The organism is Vibrio sp. 10N.247.311.12, assembly GCF_041467515.1.
GTDB classification, from domain to species: domain Bacteria; phylum Pseudomonadota; class Gammaproteobacteria; order Enterobacterales; family Vibrionaceae; genus Vibrio; species Vibrio crassostreae_C.
In genome coordinates, this window is the sequence record NZ_JBFSUV010000050.1 from 20118 (window position 1) to 38895 (window position 18778).

The window sequence follows — 18778 nt, forward strand, 5'->3', positions numbered from 1 at the left end:
ATACCCGAGACAGGCTCGGGTATCAAATCTATTGGAAAGGTTTACTTACGACCTTTAACCATGCTCATCATACGTTTACGTTTACGTTCTTGAGAAATTGTCAGCTTGTTAGTCTTAGCTTCAAATGGGTTCTCGCTGTTCTGGAATTGAATGCGAATAGGTGTACCCATGATTTCTAGTGAACGACGGTAGTAGTTCATCAAGAATCGTTTGTATGAATCTGGCAAGTTACGAACTTGGTTGCCGTGGATAACGATAATCGGTGGGTTGTAGCCACCAGCGTGCGCGTATTTCAGTTTCACACGACGGCCACGAACCATAGGCGGTTGGTGATCATCAGTCGCCATCTTCATGATACGAGTTAGCACAGAAGTACCAACACGAGTAGTCGCTGACTTGTAAGCTTCTTGTACAGACTCAAACAAGTGACCAACACCTGTACCGTGAAGTGCAGAGATAAAGTGAATACGTGCGAAATCAACGAAGCCTAAGCGACGGTCTAGCTCTTTCTTAACGCGCTCTTTAACGTCGTTATCTAGGCCATCCCACTTGTTTACGGCAATAACAATTGAACGACCAGCGTTCAACGCAAAGCCTAGCAAGCTTAGATCTTGATCAGAGATGTTTTCGCGAGCATCGATAAGCAGCAATACAACGTTAGCATCTTCAATCGCTTTCAGTGTTTTAACCACTGAGAACTTCTCTACCGTTTCGTTGATGTTTTTACGACGACGAACACCCGCAGTATCGATTAGAACGTATTCACGCTCGTCACGCTGCATTGGGATGTAGATAGAGTCACGAGTCGTACCTGGCATATCGTAAACAACCACACGCTCTTCACCAAGAATACGGTTCGTTAGCGTTGATTTACCTACGTTAGGACGGCCAATGATCGCTAGTTTGATCGGTTGATCTTGAAGACGCTTGAATTCTGCTTCAGCTTCTTCTTCTGTAAATTCAACCTGCTCTTCTTCTTCGTCTTCAAACTCAGTTAAGTCGCTTACTTCGCCATTCTCAGCTTTTAGCGCTTCTGCGAATGGGTTAAGAGCAAGGTCAATAAGTGCAGTAACACCACGACCATGCGCCGCAGCGATTTGGTACATGTCTTCTACACCTAGTTGCCAGAAGTCAGCACTTGCAGCATCAGGGTCGATACCATCAACCTTGTTTACTACTAGCATTGAAGGCTTTTCTAGTTGACGTAGGTGCTTAGCAATCGCCACGTCTGAAGGTGTTAGACCCGCACGGCCATCTACCATAAATAGAACGACATCAGCTTCATCAATCGCCGCTAGCGACTGTTCAGCCATTTTAGTTTCAACACCTTCTTCAGTACCGTCGATACCGCCAGTGTCAATAACAATAAAGTCATGCTCGCTAAAATGAGCATGACCGTATTTACGGTCACGCGTTAAGCCAGGGAAATCCGCAACCAATGCATCACGAGTTCGAGTCAATCGGTTAAATAACGTAGATTTACCTACGTTCGGACGCCCTACTAGAGCAACAACAGGTACCATAACAACCTCTACAATTTCTTCTCTAAATGTAGTTATAGGTAAGCACTTGTTCGCAAGTTTAAACTCTTACCTATAACCACACGGTTTATTAATTTTTAACAACAAAACGGCTCCTGGCTGTTACCAACCAGGAGCCGACTGTGAATTATATCACGCTTTTATTGGCTAATCGTTAGTTTCTTTACATCGCCATTGCGAGTCGTCACTAAGTAGCCTTCAGGCAGTTCAATTGGTGCAACCGCAAAGCCGCTATCATCGACAAGCTGTTGAGCAACAAACTCACCCGATGAACGATCCAACCAGTGCAGATAACCTTCAGTATCACCCACGACTACATAACCATTAATAATAGCAGGTGCTGTCAGTAAGCGGTTTTCTAACAATGGAGTGCTCCACAGTTCAGTACCACTACGCGCATCAACCGCAACCACATGGTCTTTGTCGGTAACAACGAACAAACGGCTACCATCACTTGCTAAATCAATCGCTGATGAGTAGTTACGTTTCCAAATTGGCTTACCAGAACGAAGGTCGATAGCAATCAGCTGACCATTGATACCTACGGTATACAGGGTGCCACCAAGAACAATTGGAGATGCATCAACATCAACCAAACGATCAATTTCCGTTGCACCTTTTGGTGTGCCTACTGGCTGTTGCCAAATAAGCTGACCACGATCAACGATAGCCGCAGCTAGACGACCATTTGCTGTACCCCAGAATACACCACCAGAAACTGCAACAGGCGAGCTATCGCCACGCAGTGTTAGGCTTGGTACTTCCGTACTGATGGTCCATTTTTGTTCACCGCTTGCTTGATCTAACGCGATCAACATACCGCGACTGGTATGAACAATGACCATGTTGCTATCAGTTGCTGGGGATGCAAGCACCTCGCCATTGACTGATACACGCCACAGCTCTTCACCGGTCGATTCTTCCAGTGCGATCACTTCGCCATTTTCAGAACCAACAAAAACTTTACCGTAAGCCGCCGTTAAGCCACCCGATAAACGAGCCAATACGTCTTTCTCAAGATCGACTTTCCACAGCGCTTTACCTGTATCAGGATCAAGCGCTTTAACCATACCTTCACGGCTTGCAACAAACACTTTGTCGTAAGCCAATTCTGGCGTTAGTTTTGAAAAGTAGTGACCAACACCATCACCAACCGACGTAGACCATTCCTGACTAGGAGTGAACTCGCTGTTTACCGTTGGGACTGGAGCCATGATTACGGTGTCTTCTTCACCCGCACAGCCAGCTAGTAGGCCAAGAGCAATCGCACACAACGCCGCTTTTGGAAACATCTTCTTCATTCAAAGCGCCTTATTTAGCTAGGTCGTCAAGTTTGATTTGAAGCGTTTGGCTAGCGTCAACAGCTTGCTGTGCTTCTGTGTAAGCACTGTATGCTGCGTCTGTGTCGCCTTTACGAAGTGAGATATCACCACGCAGTTCAGCAACACGGCCTTTCCAAGATTCGTCTGTCATAGCAGCAAGATCAGTCAGTGCTGCGTCAAATTCACCTTGCTCAGCTTTAATACGTGCAACACGGTAAGTAAGTAGTGGCGCAAGTGCCGCGTCCTTAGTTGCCGATTTTGCCCACTCGAGCTGTTCAAGTGCCGCCGCTAGATCGCCTGCTTGTACTTGTACTTTTGCTAGTTGCATAGCAGCAAGTACTGAGTACTCAGCATCTTTGTTTGCGTCGATGAAAGCTTGAATATCAGATTGAGCATCAACACCCTTAACATCAAGAGCTGAAATTACAGAGGTGTAGCTTTCTGAAGCTGCTTCACGCGCTTCAACTACTGAATCTTGGTAATAGCGCCAGCCAAATAGACCACCTAAACCAATAACCGCACCAAAGATTACGGCTTTACCGTTCTCTTTCCACCAATCTTTAATGGCTTCAACTTGTTGCTCTTCGCTATCGTAAAGTTCCACTTCCTGTCCTCTTTAATTCTTTAAACGCCAGCATAGTGCTGACGTTAGTATTCATTATGAGCGTTTGCTCAATGGCTAATTAGATTAGCGCAGCAACTTTCTCTGCAACTTCCGTTTGAGACACGGTTTCTTGCTCGCCGCCAACCAGATCTTTTAGCACAACTGTATTGTCAGCAACTTCGTTCTCACCAAGTACCAGCGCCACAACAGCACCTACTTTGTCAGCACGTTTGAATTGCTTCTTGAAGTTACCACCACCGAAGTGGTTCATTACACGCACGCCTTCAACGGTGTCGCGTAATTGATTCGCTAACTGCATGCCCGCGATCATAGTACCTTCGCCAGCAGCAACTACGTATACATCAACGCTACGACGAACTTCTGTTAGCTCTAGCGTTTCCATCATCAGAACCAAACGCTCTAGGCCCATTGCGAAGCCAACTGCATTGGTTGCTTTGCCGCCTAGTTGCTCAACAAGACCATCGTAACGACCGCCGCCACATACTGTACCTTGAGCACCAAGGCTGTCTGTGATCCACTCAAATACAGTGCGGTTGTAGTAATCTAGGCCACGTACTAGACGCTCATTAACTTGGTATTCGATACCAACAGCGTCAAGAAGTTCACACAAACCAGCAAAATGTTGCTTCGATTCTTCACCTAGATATTCAGATAGTCGAGGTGCGTCACCTAAGATAGCTTGAACATCAGGGTTCTTAGTATCAAGTACACGTAGAGGGTTAGTGTGCATGCGACGTTTGCAGTCTTCGTCAAGCACATCAATGTGTTGCTCAAGGAAAGCCACTAACGCAGTGCGGTAGCTAACGCGATCTTCTTGAGAACCGATTGAGTTCAACTCTAGGCGAACGTGCTTGTCGATACCTAGCTCACGCCATAGACGTGCTGTCATCATGATAAGTTCTGCGTCAACGTCTGGACCGTCTAGGCCAAACACTTCAACACCACATTGGTGGAATTGACGGTAACGACCTTTTTGAGGACGCTCGTGACGGAACATAGGGCCCATGTACCATAGGCGCTGTTCATCACGGTTGATAAGGCTGTTTTGAATACATGAACGAACACAACCTGCTGTGCCTTCTGGACGCAGCGTTAGGCTATCGCCATTGCGGTCGTCAAAGGTGTACATCTCTTTAGAAACAACGTCTGTCTCTTCACCAACTGCACGGCTAAATAGGTTTGTTTCTTCAACGATAGGCATACGTACTTCGTTGTAACCGTATGCACTCACCACGTTTTTAACTGCGCTTTCTACTTTCTGCCACAGTGGTGATTGAGTTGGAAGGCAGTCGTTCATGCCTCGAATTGCTTGAATATTTTTAGCCACAGTATTTATTCCGTAATTTCTCACGACCAGGTGTTAGTGCGAATAGACAATCACACCCCATCGCGTTGTATTAATCTTCTAAGTTTTCTACATCAATGCGATTTGCTTTATCAAGCACTGACGCTTTTGCACGAATCTTAGCTTCAAGTTTGTCGACAAGGTCATCGTTGTCGAAGCGCTCTTTCTGACGCTTACCATCTTCGTAGAAGGCACTCTTACGTGCACTACCAGCTAAACCTAAGTGAGACACTTCAGCTTCACCAGGGCCGTTAACCACACAACCGATGATAGATACGTCCATTGGAGTGATCACGTCTTCTAAGCGTTCTTCAAGGGCATTAACGGTGTTAATAACATCGAACTCTTGACGAGAACAGCTCGGGCACGCAATGAAGTTGATGCCACGCGAACGAATGCGCAAAGATTTAAGAATATCAAAGCCAACTTTGATCTCTTCAACCGGATCAGCCGCTAGCGAGATACGCAGCGTATCGCCGATACCTTCAGAAAGAAGCATACCTAAACCTACCGCTGACTTCACAGAGCCTGCACGCGCACCACCCGCTTCGGTAATACCAAGGTGGAGAGGTTGATCAATCTGCTTAGCCAGCAAACGGTAAGAACCGACAGCAAGGAATACATCAGAAGCCTTCACGCTGACTTTGAATTGATCAAAGTTCAGACGGTCTAGGATATCTACATGACGCATTGCTGATTCAACAAGCGCTTCTGCTGTAGGTTCTGTGTATTTCTCTTGGATCTCTTTCTCAAGAGAACCGCCGTTAACACCAATACGAATCGGAATATTCATATCACGTGCACAATCAACAACTGAGCGGATACGGCTTTCGTTACCGATGTTACCTGGGTTGATACGCAGACAGTCAACGCCGTATTCCGCCACTTTAAGTGCGATACGGTAGTCGAAGTGAATATCAGCAACCAAAGGAACAGAGACCTGCTGCTTGATTAGCTTAAAGGCTTCAGCTGCATCCATAGTCGGTACAGATACGCGAACGATATCAGCGCCAACTTTTTCCAGAGCTCTAATTTGAGCAACGGTCGCGGCTACATCTGTTGTTCTTGTGTTGGTCATGGATTGCACAGCAATTGGTGCACCATCACCGATCGGCACATCACCCACATAAATACGGGTTGATTTGCGACGAATAATAGGAGATTCGTGTTGCATATTAACTCTAAGGTAAGGTTATTCTAGCTACTTTGCCTGAAGTATACCCAGAAAGGTCGACAGGTTCACTTGCAAATGTCATTGATACGCCTTCTGGCGCACCTAGAATCACTTTATATGGCGCAGTTCCTGATAGATTTAACGACTGACCTGCTTTTTTGATGCCAGTCGACAAGGTTTTACCCGTTGCATCTTTTACTTGGATCCAGCAATCAGCGGTGAACTGCATCACTAGTTCGTTAGCCACAGCTTCAGGAGCCGTGCTAGCTTCAACCGTTTCTGCATTCGCAGCAGCTTCAGCAGTTGGTTCAGTCTCTGTTGTTTGTTGTGCAGAAGTTTCGTCAGCTGGAGTAACAGCATCTGAACTTTCTTCCGCATCGCTTATCGCAGCAAGGCCTTCAGCACCTTCAACAACAGAAGCACCCGCTTCGTTTTGTTCAGCTTCAATCACTTCTAAAGAGGTGAATTCAGGGGCAAGTGATTCTTCTACCGCTAGCTCTTCTGAGCTTTCAGTATTCGCTAAAGATTGAGATAGGGTGTCTTGTTGTTGGTTCTGCCACCACCAAAGTGAGGAGATACCCGCAATGACCGCAAAAATACTCCAAGTCAGGATCATAATACGGCTGTTGTGCTTCTCGGTTTTGGTCTTACGAGAAAAACTCAGCATTTCTTGCTCTTGATGCTGAGCATCACCGGCATGATGCAGCGCACTCAATACGACTTTTTCGTCAAGATTGACGTATTTCGCGTATGAACGAATATAGCCACGCATAAACGTCGCCACTTGATCTGACTCGAATTGGTTTTCTTCAATTTGTTGGATCAGAGTAACGCGAAGTTTCAAGCGATCAGAAATCTGCTTTTGCGTTAAACCAAGAGATTCTCGTTTGTTCTTAAGCAGCGTTCCCGCTTCCAAAGCTGGAGCTACGGTTTCTTGCGTTTGTGTATCTTGTTCTGTGTTCATAGAGAGTGAACTTCTAAAGTATTATCGCAGGTTGAGGAGAGCGTTTTCTTATTGTCGTTTAAGCTCAATCTAGCAACCCACGTTATGTGGAATTTTTCCTGCTATCTAAATCATCAACCCTTAAAGGCGAACATCATTCATTTGTTATGGATGACCTTCTCAGGAAGCTAGTTTATCAAGTAGCCAACCTAAATAGACATATTGATGATCAGTAGCAAGCGAGCACTTAAATTAATTTAAGATTAGTTAATCATAAGCTAATGCCATTACAAGGCAAAAACACTTTAAACAAAATTTACCGTCAGCTCATGGTTTTGTCCAAAATTTGACGAAAAATGTAAGAAAGCGTGGGCAAGAAGTCCAAAAAATCAAAAACTGCACCCCAGAAAAGCAACAAGCCAGAAGTAAGACTTCTGGCTTGTTTAGGTTCTAATCGCGTTTTATACCGCTTTTACTTCAATCACACCACCGGCAATCAAGTTCGCTTCAGAGGCTGCTTTAAGCATTTTAGTACGCTTGGTTCTATCAATCACATCACCGACTAACTGACCACACGCGGCATCAATATCATCACCACGAGTCTTACGAACGGTTACTGTGTAGTTGTATTCCATCAGCGTTTTTTGGAAGCGATCAATACGAGAGTTGCTTGGCTTCTTATAAGGCGACCCCGGGTAAGGGTTGAATGGAATCAAGTTGATCTTACAAGGCGTCTCTTTCATTAGCTCAGCAAGTTCACGTGCGTGGTCCATATCATCATTCACATGATCCAATAACACGTACTCAACCGTTACTTTACCGCGGTTAGCATTTGAAGATGCAATGTAACGACGAACAGATGCTAGGAAGTCTTGGATATCCCAACGGTCGTTGATCGGCATGATTTGGCTACGTAGTGCATCGTTTGGCGCATGTAGAGAAATAGCCAATGCGACATCGATGTTGTCTGTCATTTGGTCAAGGCCAGAAACAACACCAGAAGTTGATACGGTTACACGACGCTTAGACAGTGCGAAACCTAGATCATCAAGCATGATTTCTAATGATGGCATTAGGTTCTTCATGTTCAATAGAGGCTCGCCCATACCCATCATTACAACGTTAGTAATTGGACGACGACCGGTTTCTTTTTCTAGGCCGATTTCGCGAGATGCACGCCAGATTTGGCCAACAATCTCTGAAACTTTTAGGTTACGGTTGAAGCCTTGTTGAGCTGTAGAACAGAACTTACATTCAAGTGCACAACCAACCTGTGAAGATACACATAGCGTCGCACGGTCACCATCTGGGATGTATACCGTTTCAACGTCTTGGTCGCCAACGCTCATCGCCCATTTAATTGTGCCATCTGAAGAGTGTTGAGCTTCAGAAACAACAGGTGCAACAATCTCACAGCGACGTTGAAGTTTCTCACGTAACTTTTTGTTGATGTTATTCATTTGTTCGAAGTCATCGACACCGAAGTGATAAATCCACTTCATCACTTGCTCTGCTCGAAACGCTTTCTCATTCAGTTCTTCTGTGAAAAATTTACGAAGACCTTTACGATCAAAATCGAGTAGATTGACTTTAGCTGTGGTCATGATGCCTCTCAATGACGGAACAATAATTAAGGGCGCGAATTGTACAGGCTTTACGCGACTTCAACAAGCATTGTAAAACCCTGTGTTTATTAAGACATTCAAACTTAAGCGATTAAAATTTGAACAATTGTATTTATCGGCCTGAGATTACCCAATTTAAACAAAGATTCCCGATTACACTCCTTCGTCGCTTTCGGGAATGACGTAAATAATCACCAATTGCTCGATAATATTTACCACGAGATGGTTGCTCCAAAGTTCCCCGTCATTCCAGAACTGAGGAACGAAGTATCTGGAATCTCCAATAACAAAAACAGATTCCCGATTACGCTCCTTCGTCGCTTTCGAGAATGACGACTAAATTGATTATCGAGAGCGTAAAATCCACTTACAAAAAAGGCCTCACCGAGGTGAAGCCTTTAGAATAATTTGCAGTGCCGATTATTGAGCTGGGCGTGGGCAAATTTCAGATTCTGGGAAGAAGAATTCGATTTCGCGAGCTGCAGACTCAGGGCTGTCGCTGCCGTGAACTGAGTTGTAACGCATGCTGATTGCGTAGTCAGCACGGATAGTACCGCATGCCGCTTCTTCTGGGTTTGTTTTACCCATAAGTTCACGGTAACGAGCGATAGCGTTTTCGCCTTCAAGCACTTGAACCATGATAGGACCAGAAGTCATAAACTCTTTAAGAGCTGGGAAGAACTCTTTGCCTTCATGTTCAGCGTAGAAGCCACTCGCTTGCTCTTCAGTAAGACGAACCATTTTAGCAGCAATAATTTCTAGGCCTGCTTTTTCGATACGGTGGTAGATTTCACCAACAAGGTTACGCTTAACTGCATCCGGCTTAACAATTGAGAACGTTCTTTCTAGAGCCATAGGGATTCCTTCACTTCATTTTTTTGTTATTAAATACTGAAATTACTGAGATCTTTCGATCTGAGCTTTATGAATGAGCGGCACAAAATACCGCTCACCCTTATTATTATTTTGCTTGGTCGATAAGAAGACGAGCCAGTGTGCGAACGCCCATACCCGTTGCGCCTGCCGCCCACTTGTCACTTGCTGACTTACGGTAAGTACCCGCGCAATCCATATGAATCCAACCTTTTTTGTAATCATCTACAAAGTAAGAAAGGAATGCCGCTGCTGTACTTGCACCCGGTGTGTAATCGCCTGTGCTGATGTTTGAAAGATCAGCAAAGTTTGAAGGCAACATACCACGGTGGAAATCAGCAAGAGGCAGTGGCCATAAGCCTTCTTTCTCTTGGTTTGCCGCTGTTAGCGCTTGGTGAGACAACTCATCATCGAAGCTTAATAGTGCGTGGTAGTCGTTACCTAATGCGTTTTTAGCCGCGCCTGTTAGCGTTGCACAGTCGATGATCAGCTCAGGGCTTTGTGCACTTGCGTACATCAGGCCATCAGCTAGCACTAAGCGACCTTCCGCATCAGTGTTCATGATCTCAACTGTTTTACCGTTTTTGTAGGTAATGATATCGCCAAGCTTCAATGCGCGACCAGAGATCATGTTCTCTGCGCAACATAGAATAAGCTTGATGCGCTTGTTAAGACCGCGTTCAATCGCAAGACCTAAACCACCAGTAATCGTTGCTGCGCCACCCATGTCAGCTTTCATCGCTGTCATGAATTGGCCTGGCTTGATACTGTAACCGCCCGAATCGAACGTAATACCTTTACCGACTAAACAGGCAAATACAGGTGCGTTTTCATCGCCTGTTGGGTTGAAGTCCAGTTGCAGCATTGCTGATGTACGCTCAGAGCCACGGCCGACCGCGTAGATGCCTTCCCAACCTTCGGTTAGTAGATCCTTGTCTTTAACAATCTTCGCTTTAACAGTGCCCGCTGGTGCCACTGACTTGATGTATTCTGCAGCCATTGTCGCAAGTTGACGAGGTGCCACTTCTTCAGCGGTTTTATTGATAATGTCACGCGTCCAGTCAGTTGCGCGAATACGAGCTTCAAGCTCAGTTTGATCGGCTTCTGAAAGTGCATCCCATTCCAATGCATTCTTTTTCTTTGGTCCACGGTAGCCTTGGTAGAAAGCCCAAACGCTTTCTAGATCCCAACCTTCACCACGAAGTGAAACGAATGCGATACCTTGTCCGTCAAGCGTACGACCCGCACGTTGAACTGCGCCTAGATCGTGGCCTTCACCAATGTGAATTGTCGCTCCCGCTTCTGAGAACGATAAAATAGCTCTTGCTCCCCACTGAGGCTGGGCAGCTTCTTGACTTAAAAATACTGACATCTGTGTAGACATGATTACTCCTTGTCATGAACCACTGTGAGTGTGTGATTCTGATTATTTTTTATTAGCGCACTGATGTTAGCATTATGTAGGAGGAAAATGTCATTTTGATAAAAAAACGGACCATAAGGTCCGCTTTTTTTAGTAAGAATTGTTAACTTGGCTGCGTTTTATATTGGACTGATACCAACCCGCGACCAAATCATTAGACAAGAGGATTAATCCATCTCATCCATCCAGCACAAAATAATAGCCTCTAAGATTTTCTCATTCGAGTGGTTAGGCTCGTCGTCGAACTCTTCAAGGTCTAGCACCCATTGATGCAGATCGGTAAAACGTACCGTTTTAGGATCAGTATCAGGGTACAAATCACAAAGCTCAATTGCGATATCTCGCGAATCAATCCACTTCAAGCTCATAACACTTCCTTATATTTATTAGCGACGCTTGGTCACCTTTATGCTCTATATTCTAGGCCAGTTTTCTTAGTATGTTTGTCTAAGCAATAACTCTCTCAGTCATCGCTGTATTAGCCATGACTGAGAACAGGTTCTTAATGGTCTTCAGAAGCCAGGTTCAACGTGTACTTTGGAATCTCTACAACAAGATCCGTATCAGCCACTTTAGCTTGGCAACCCAAGCGAGATTCCATCTCTAAGCCCCATGCTTTATCTAGCATGTCGTCTTCTAGGTCATCACTCTCTTCTAAAGAATCGAAGCCTTCACGAATCACGACGTGACATGTTGTACATGCACACGATTTTTCACATGCGTGTTCAATACCAATACCGGCCTTCAATGCAACATCAAGAACCGTCTCACCAGTTTTTGCTTCTAAAACAGCGCCTTCTGGACATAGATCTTCGTGAGGTAAAACAATAATCTTTGGCATGTTTATCTATTCTCTAACTATTAAATATTATCGACTGACTGACCTGACAGTGCAGCACGAATTGATTTATCCATACGACGAGAAGCAAAGTCTTGGCTCGCTTTGTCGGTATTCTTAATTTCTAGTTCAATAGCATCAGCGTTGTCGCCATTACGCACTTCAATCAGTGCTTCAATCGCTTGAACAAGTTGTTGTTTGCCTTGCTCATCAAGTAGCTCGTCACCGTCGGCTTGCATTGCAGCGATAAGGCCTTCGATAACGCGATCCGCTTCTACGCGTTGCTCAGCAAGAGCACGCGCTTGCATGTCTTCTTTTGCAAACGTCATCGAATCTTTCAGCATGCTAGCCACTTCGTTGTCGCTTAGACCGTAAGAAGGCTTAACTTGGATTTCAGCTTGAACGCCAGTGCTCTTCTCCATTGCGGTAACCGATAGCAGGCCATCAGCATCCACTTGGTAAGTAACACGAATATGAGCAGCACCTGCAGTCATCGGCGGGATGCCTTTCAGAGCAAATCGAGCCAGTGAACGACAGTCATCAACCATCTCACGCTCGCCTTGCACGGTGTGTACTGTCATTGCAGTTTGACCGTCTTTGAACGTGGTAAACTCTTGTGCACGAGCAACTGGGATCGTGGTATTACGAGGGATGATCTTTTCGACTAAGCCACCCATGGTTTCGATACCCAGTGACAGAGGGATAACATCCAATAGCAGCATCTCAGAGTCAGGCTTGTTGCCAACTAAGATATCCGCTTGAATCGATGCGCCAATCGCAACCACTTCATCAGGGTTAATACTGGTTAATGGAGTACGACCAAAGAAGCCACCGACCATTTCACGAACAAGTAAGGTACGAGTTGAACCACCTACCATCACGACTTCTAGTACTTCATCCGCGTCAACTTCCGCATCTTTCAGTGCTCGGCGGCACGAAAGCAGCGTTTTCTTAACTAGTGGCTTGATGATCTCTTCGAACTCTTCACGAGTTAAAGAGCCAGACCAACCTAGTGCTTCAACATTAACGCTTTCAGCTTCAGATAAGCCAATCTTCGCTTCTGTTGCTGCGTCTAGAAGAATACGGTTCTGTTCTGCTGTCAGCTCTAACAAGCCCATTTGCTCTTGGAAATGATCCGCAATTAAATGGTCAAAGTCATCGCCGCCTAATGCAGAGTCACCACCGGTTGCTAAAACTTCGAAGACACCTTTAGACAGGCGTAGGATAGAGATATCAAACGTACCACCGCCTAAGTCATAAACAGCGATTACCCCTTCTTTACCTGAATCCAAGCCATAAGCAATCGCGGCTGCAGTGGGTTCATTAAGAAGACGTAACACATGAAGACCAGCAAGTTGCGCTGCGTCTTTGGTACCTGCACGTTGTGCATCATCAAAGTACGCAGGGACGGTAATCACGGCACCAGCCAATTCACCACCTAACGTCGACTCAGCACGTTGACCGAGTGCACGAAGAATATCTGCAGATACTTGAATTGGGTTCTTATTTCCTTGCGCTGTGTTAATCACAGGCAGGCCATTATCACTTTCTTCAAACTGATATGGCAGAGATGGGTATCGCTGTTGAATATCTGACAGTGAACGACCGATTAATCGCTTAACTGAGATAATGGTATTTTTAGGATCAGTTTGTGCATTTACACGCGCTTCATCACCAGTGGTGTACGACTCTGACTGATAGTGAACAACGGAAGGGAGAATACTGCGACCTTGTTGATCAACAAGCGTGCTTGCCTCACCACTGCGCACTGACGCAACCAATGAGTTTGTTGTACCTAAATCAATACCCACTGCAAGCTTGTGCTGGTGAGGAGCGGCGCTTTGCCCTGGTTCTGCAATCTGAAGTAGTGCCATGGATGTGTCCTTGTTATACGAACTAGCCGATCAAACGATCTTCAACTAACTCGATTTCATTCTTTAATTTTGCAATAAACTTAAGCTTTCTTACTCGGTCTGCAGCTTCTAACCAAGCTTCGCTGTCGAGTTCTTGTTGGATAGCGCTTAATTGTTGTTTATACATTTTGCTAACCTTTCCTTCAAATGCAAACAAAGCATCTTCAGGATCAGAACTGTCGGCGATATCTTCCAGCTCTTCACGCAATTCCATTTGCTCCATCAGGAACATAGGATCTTGCATAGTCTGCTGCTCACCACGAATATCCTCACCATGTTGAACTAACAGGTATTCAGCGCGGCTGACTGGATTTTTCAACACCTGGTACGCATCATTGATTTGCGCAGCTTTTTGCACAGCCAGCAAGCGATCTCGCTCAGAAGCCGTGGCAAATTTATCAGGGTGGAATTGGCGTTGCAGATCTCTAAACTGAGAAGAAAGAAGGCTACCATCCAGTTGAAACTGAAGTGGTAGCCCAAATAATTCGAAATGATTCATGTAACGGTGGTCCTAAGTTTAGGCTCTTCAATCAGAGCCTAATTTTATTCTTCGCTCACTATAAACGCTTAACGATTGAGGCGTTTATACGTTGAAGCTCTCACCACAACCACATTCGCCTTTCGCGTTAGGGTTGTTGAATTCAAAACCTTCGTTTAGGCCTTCTTTCACGTAATCAAGCTCGGTACCGTCTAGGTAAACTAGGCTCTTTGGATCAATGATGACCTTAACACCTGAATGCTCAAACACTTCGTCTTCTTCGTTAAGCTCGTCAACGAATTCCAGTACATACGCCATACCCGAACAGCCAGTAGTTTTTACCGCTAAGCGCAACCCGATACCTTTACCTCGGTTATCTAGGAAAGCTTGAACTCGGCTTGCTGCCGTATCTGTCATGGTGATGGCCATACTACAACCTTGTGTTTTATATAAATTGAGAACTCAGGGGGAGCACAAAGGATGCTCCCAAATATTGCTTATTTTTTGTGATTACTTAATGAAACAATTAACGCTTCTTTTTGTAATCCGCAACTGCTGCTTTGATTGCATCTTCAGCAAGAATTGAACAGTGAACTTTCACTGGTGGCAACTCTAGTTCTTCTGCGATTTCAGAGTTTTTGATAGCCGCTGCTTCATCAATACTTTTACCTTTAACCCACTCTGTTACTAGTGAGCTAGAAGCGATTGCGCTACCGCAACCGTAAGTTTTGAATTTTGCATCTTCGATAATGCCTTCTGGCGTTACCTTGATTTGCAGTTTCATTACGTCACCACAAGCTGGTGCGCCAACCATGCCGCTACCTACACTTGGGTCTTCTTTATCAAACGAACCTACGTTACGTGGGTTTTCGTAGTGATCAATTACTTTTTCGCTATATGCCATGATAGTTACCTCGAATCCTCTATTTCCGTGAGATTAGTGATGAGCCCACTCAACAGTGTTCAAATCAATCCCTTCTTTATACATATCCCATAGAGGAGACATGTCGCGTAATTTGTTTACCGCTACACGAATTTGTGCAATCGCGTAGTCGATTTCTTCTTCCGTTGTGAAACGGCCGAATGAGAAACGTACTGAGCTGTGTGCCAGTTCATCGTTCAGACCAAGAGCACGTAGAACGTATGAAGGCTCTAGGCTTGCTGATGTACATGCAGAACCTGATGATACTGCTAGGTCTTTTAGAGACATAAGCAGAGACTCACCTTCAACGAAAGCAAAGCTCACGTTTAGGTTATGTGGTACACGTTGATCTAAGTCGCCATTTACCGTTACTGCTTCTAGATCTTGAACCCCTTTCAATAGACGCTCGCGAAGTGCTAGTGCGTGGTCATAATCTTTCTGCATGTCTTGTTTAGCGACAGCAAAAGCTTCACCCATACCCACGATTTGGTGAGTAGCAAGCGTACCAGAACGGAAACCACGTTCGTGACCTCCACCGTGCATCTGTGCTTCAAGACGAATACGTGGCTTACGACGAACGTACAAAGCACCAATGCCTTTAGGGCCGTATGCTTTGTGTGCAGAAAGAGAGATAAGGTCAACTTTCATCTCTTTTACATCTAGTGGGATTTTACCCGCAGACTGAGCCGCATCAACGTGGAAGATGATCTTGCGTGAACGACATAATTCGCCGATTGCAGAGATATCTTGGATTACACCAATCTCGTTGTTTACGTGCATGATAGAAACAAGAACCGTATCTTCACGCATTGCTGCTTGTAGCTTGTCTAAATCAATGATGCCGTTCGCTTCAGGCTCAAGGTAAGTCACCTCAAAACCTTCACGCTCTAGTTGGCGACATGGATCAAGAACCGCTTTATGTTCTGTTTTACACGTGATTACGTGCTTACCTTTCTTCTCGTAAAAGTGCGCTGCACCTTTGATAGCAAGGTTATCTGACTCTGTAGCACCTGACGTGAAAACAATTTCACGTGGGTCTGCATTTAGTAGATCGGCAATTTGCTCACGAGCATTATCTACTGATTCTTCTGCCTGCCAGCCGTAACGGTGTGAACGAGATGCAGGGTTACCGAAGTTACCGTCCATCGTCATGCACTGAACCATTTTTTCAGCAACACGTGGATCGACTGGGCATGTAGCTGAATAGTCAAAGTAAATAGGCAGTTTCATTTTCTACTCCAATGTAAAAACTGACCGCTAAGAGCGGGCATTAACACCGTGAGGTGCTGCACTAATCGTTGTAGTGCTCGTATTTTTATGTGCAAAACCATTATTAACCGCAAGATCAATATCTTGACGATCAGAAATTTCTAAAACTTCGTTATCTTTCATTAGCTCACCGAGCGTAATGTCGTTTAAGAAGCTGCTGATTCGGGAGCTTAAATCACGCCATAGAGTGTGAGTTAGACAACGACTGCCACCTTGGCAATCTGCTCGACCGTGACACTTAGTTGCATCAACTGATTCGTCTACTGCAGCAATTACAGTTCCGACAGCGATGTCGCTCGCTTCAGCACCTAAACGGTAACCACCGCCAGGACCACGAACACTAGCAACTAAGCCAGCTTTACGTAACTTAGAAAATAGCTGTTCTAAGTAAGATAATGAGATGCCCTGTCGCTCTGAAATATCAGCCAGAGGAACTGGGCTTTTTTGCGAATGCAGTGCTACATCTAGCATAGCTGTTACCGCATATCTTCCTTTAGATGTAAGTTTCATATCACACCGAATCCACATTGTTTATGTGGTTGGAATCTTCCCATACCCGACTAAATTGGTCAAGTATTTAGTTGACTATTTTAGTCAAGTATTCACCCTTAGGGTTTGCATGGGCTTTATTTGTCGTTTTTGCTCTTCTCAATTGAAGTCAAAATACCGCGTAGAGTGTTGATCTCTTGCAGCTCTGGACGAGCTCGACTGAACAGACGACGTAGTTTATTCATCACCTGACCTGGCTTATCCTTAGAGATAAATTGGGTATCAATGATCACTTTTTCAAGGTGCTCATAGAACATTTCTAGTTCTTCGTGACGAGGGTACTCATCTTGTTGCTGTGGCTGATATTGGCTAGCGACCATATCAAGGTGAGCTACACGCACTTCGTAGCTCAGAGTCTGCACTGCCATTGCTAGGTTTAGCGAGCTGTATTCAGGGTTAGCTGGGATACATACATGGAAGTGGCACTTCTGAAGCTCATCGTTAGTCAAGCCAGTACGTTCACGGCCGAACACTAATGCGACTGGGTGCTTTTGGCCTTCAATCGCAAATTTTTGTCCACACTCACGAGGCTCAAGCATTGGCCATTCAAGCGTACGTGAACGTGCACTCGAACCAACCACTAAACCACAGTCTTTTACGGCTTCGTCCAGTGTAGAAACGATGGTCGCGTTTTCTGCGATGTCACCTGCACCCGCAGCCAGTGCTAAGGTCTGCTCGTCAACTTCACATTGAGGGTCTACAAGAACTAATTGACTCAAACCCATCACTTTCATTGCGCGAGCTGCTGATCCGATATTTCCCGAATGAGACGTACCAACCAGAACGACTTTTACATTGTCTAACATGCTATATGACACCACTTTAAAAATAATCGCGAGATATTAACACATAGCAAAGTAAAATGGTCAGACCCTTCGCGTAATGTGAAACCAAGAGTTCAAAAAATAACCACTTCCCTTTTGGTAAAACTTTGGTATACTCGCCGCCGCTTTAAATTGTTCTTTAACATCTTGTGGGAAAAACCATATGCATCCAATGCTAAACATTGCGATACGCGCTGCGCGTAAAGCTGGCAACCATATTGCTAAATCTCTAGAAACAACTGATAAGATCGAATCGTCTCTAAAAGGTAACAACGATTACGTTACTAACATTGCTCAAGAAGCTGAGTACATGATCATTGAGACAATCAAAGCATCTTACCCAGAGCACAGCATTATTTCTGAAGAGAAAGGCCTGACTGAAGGTAAAGACTCTGATGTACAATGGATCGTTGACCCACTGGATGGCACCAACAACTTTGTAAAAGGTTTCCCTCACTTCTCTGTATCTATCGCTGTTCGCATGAACGGTCGTACAGAAGTTGCTTGTGTTTATGACCCAATGCTAAACGAGCTATTCACAGCTCAACGTGGCGCTGGCGCTCAACTTAACAACGCTCGTATGCGTGTTACTCAACTAAAAGACCTTCAAGGTACTGTTCTAGCGACTGGTTTCCCATTCAAGCAAAAACAACACTCTGAATCTTTCATGAAGATCATCTCTGGTCTATTCATCGACTGTGCTGATTTCCGTCGTACAGGTTCTCCTGCTCTTGACCTATGTTACCTAGCAGCTGGCCGTGTTGATGGTTACCTAGAACTTGGCCTTAAGCCATGGGATCTAGCAGCTGGCGATCTAATCGCTCGTGAAGCTGGTGCTATCATGACTGACTTTGCTGGCGGTACTGATTACATGACTTCTGGTAATGTTGTTGCTTCAAGCGCACGTGGTGTTAAGTCTATTCTTAAGCACGTTCGTGAGAACGCTAACGAAGGTATGCTGAAGTAATTCAGACCTTACGTTAACGCTCCCTATTTTAAGGGCGCATAAAAATTCCAAAGCCTCGCTATATAGCTATAGCGAGGCTTTTTTGTATCTGCGATACGAGATACGAGATACGAGATACGAGATACGAGATACGAGATACGAGATACG

The 18778-nt window shown here is 45.0% G+C and carries 19 protein-coding genes; 1 reads left to right on the plus strand and 18 read right to left on the minus strand.

Translation table 11 applies throughout. The annotated features are described in order from the left end of the window. Nucleotides 1-41 precede the first annotated feature (41 nt). From der to trmJ, 18 genes are all read right to left on the minus strand, one after another. Nucleotides 42-1523 (minus strand): ribosome biogenesis GTPase Der, encoded by a 1482-nt coding sequence (gene der, locus AB6E30_RS19050; RefSeq protein ID WP_017062511.1) that lies wholly within the window; start codon nt 1521-1523, stop codon nt 42-44. Between the two features lie 158 nt (nt 1524-1681). Next, nucleotides 1682-2842, minus strand: a complete 1161-nt coding sequence (bamB, locus tag AB6E30_RS19055; protein WP_017062512.1) for an outer membrane protein assembly factor BamB — start codon at nt 2840-2842, stop codon at nt 1682-1684. A gap of 10 nt (nt 2843-2852) precedes the next feature. Next, a complete protein-coding gene (locus AB6E30_RS19060; protein ID WP_017062513.1) occupies nt 2853-3467 on the minus strand; it encodes a YfgM family protein in 615 nt (204 codons plus the stop codon). Between the two features lie 79 nt (nt 3468-3546). After that, nucleotides 3547-4815 carry a histidine--tRNA ligase gene (hisS, locus tag AB6E30_RS19065; protein WP_017062514.1) on the minus strand — a complete coding sequence of 423 codons (1269 nt, stop codon included), beginning with the start codon at nt 4813-4815 and terminating at the stop codon, nt 3547-3549. A 70-nt stretch (nt 4816-4885) separates the two neighbouring features. Then, a complete protein-coding gene (gene ispG / locus AB6E30_RS19070) occupies nt 4886-6007 on the minus strand; it encodes a flavodoxin-dependent (E)-4-hydroxy-3-methylbut-2-enyl-diphosphate synthase (RefSeq protein WP_009848294.1) in 1122 nt (373 codons plus the stop codon). Nucleotides 6008-6014: 7 nt separating this feature from the next. Continuing rightward, entirely contained in the window at nt 6015-6971 is a 957-nt protein-coding gene (gene rodZ / locus AB6E30_RS19075) for a cytoskeleton protein RodZ (protein WP_372104882.1), read from the minus strand. Nucleotides 6972-7411: 440 nt separating this feature from the next. After that, complete coding sequence (locus AB6E30_RS19080) at nt 7412-8554, minus strand: bifunctional tRNA (adenosine(37)-C2)-methyltransferase TrmG/ribosomal RNA large subunit methyltransferase RlmN (RefSeq protein WP_017062516.1); 1143 nt, start codon at nt 8552-8554, stop codon at nt 7412-7414. 441 nt (nt 8555-8995) lie between these two features. Further along, complete coding sequence (ndk, locus tag AB6E30_RS19085; RefSeq protein WP_016797173.1) at nt 8996-9430, minus strand: nucleoside-diphosphate kinase; 435 nt, start codon at nt 9428-9430, stop codon at nt 8996-8998. A 106-nt stretch (nt 9431-9536) separates the two neighbouring features. Continuing rightward, on the minus strand, nt 9537-10832 hold the full coding sequence (gene pepB / locus AB6E30_RS19090) for an aminopeptidase PepB (protein ID WP_017062517.1): 1296 nt from the start codon (nt 10830-10832) through the stop codon (nt 9537-9539). Between the two features lie 206 nt (nt 10833-11038). Further along, nucleotides 11039-11239, minus strand: coding sequence for a Fe-S cluster assembly protein IscX (gene iscX, locus AB6E30_RS19095; RefSeq protein WP_004740335.1), 201 nt, complete (start codon nt 11237-11239; stop codon nt 11039-11041). Between the two features lie 134 nt (nt 11240-11373). Beyond that, nucleotides 11374-11712, minus strand: coding sequence for an ISC system 2Fe-2S type ferredoxin (gene fdx / locus AB6E30_RS19100; protein ID WP_010440525.1), 339 nt, complete (start codon nt 11710-11712; stop codon nt 11374-11376). A gap of 20 nt (nt 11713-11732) precedes the next feature. Next, on the minus strand, nt 11733-13583 hold the full coding sequence (hscA, locus tag AB6E30_RS19105; RefSeq protein ID WP_017062518.1) for a Fe-S protein assembly chaperone HscA: 1851 nt from the start codon (nt 13581-13583) through the stop codon (nt 11733-11735). Nucleotides 13584-13605: 22 nt separating this feature from the next. Next, the gene (gene hscB / locus AB6E30_RS19110) at nt 13606-14121 is read right to left on the minus strand and encodes a co-chaperone HscB (RefSeq protein ID WP_010440522.1); all 516 of its coding nucleotides are present in this window, start codon (nt 14119-14121) and stop codon (nt 13606-13608) included. Between the two features lie 84 nt (nt 14122-14205). Next, the gene (gene iscA, locus AB6E30_RS19115; protein WP_010440519.1) at nt 14206-14529 is read right to left on the minus strand and encodes an iron-sulfur cluster assembly protein IscA; all 324 of its coding nucleotides are present in this window, start codon (nt 14527-14529) and stop codon (nt 14206-14208) included. A gap of 97 nt (nt 14530-14626) precedes the next feature. Further along, nucleotides 14627-15004, minus strand: coding sequence for a Fe-S cluster assembly scaffold IscU (iscU, locus tag AB6E30_RS19120; protein WP_004740340.1), 378 nt, complete (start codon nt 15002-15004; stop codon nt 14627-14629). A 33-nt stretch (nt 15005-15037) separates the two neighbouring features. Beyond that, the gene (locus tag AB6E30_RS19125; protein WP_010440514.1) at nt 15038-16252 is read right to left on the minus strand and encodes an IscS subfamily cysteine desulfurase; all 1215 of its coding nucleotides are present in this window, start codon (nt 16250-16252) and stop codon (nt 15038-15040) included. 27 nt (nt 16253-16279) lie between these two features. Beyond that, nucleotides 16280-16801: a Fe-S cluster assembly transcriptional regulator IscR gene (iscR, locus tag AB6E30_RS19130; RefSeq protein WP_010440512.1), complete on the minus strand. Its 522-nt coding sequence runs from the start codon at nt 16799-16801 to the stop codon at nt 16280-16282. A gap of 116 nt (nt 16802-16917) precedes the next feature. Then, nucleotides 16918-17646, minus strand: a complete 729-nt coding sequence (trmJ, locus tag AB6E30_RS19135) for a tRNA (cytosine(32)/uridine(32)-2'-O)-methyltransferase TrmJ (RefSeq protein WP_017062835.1) — start codon at nt 17644-17646, stop codon at nt 16918-16920. A gap of 181 nt (nt 17647-17827) precedes the next feature. On the opposite strand from trmJ, the gene suhB reads away from it, so the two are divergent. After that, entirely contained in the window at nt 17828-18631 is an 804-nt protein-coding gene (gene suhB, locus AB6E30_RS19140; protein ID WP_017062836.1) for an inositol-1-monophosphatase, read from the plus strand. The last annotated feature ends 147 nt before the right edge of the window (nt 18632-18778 follow it).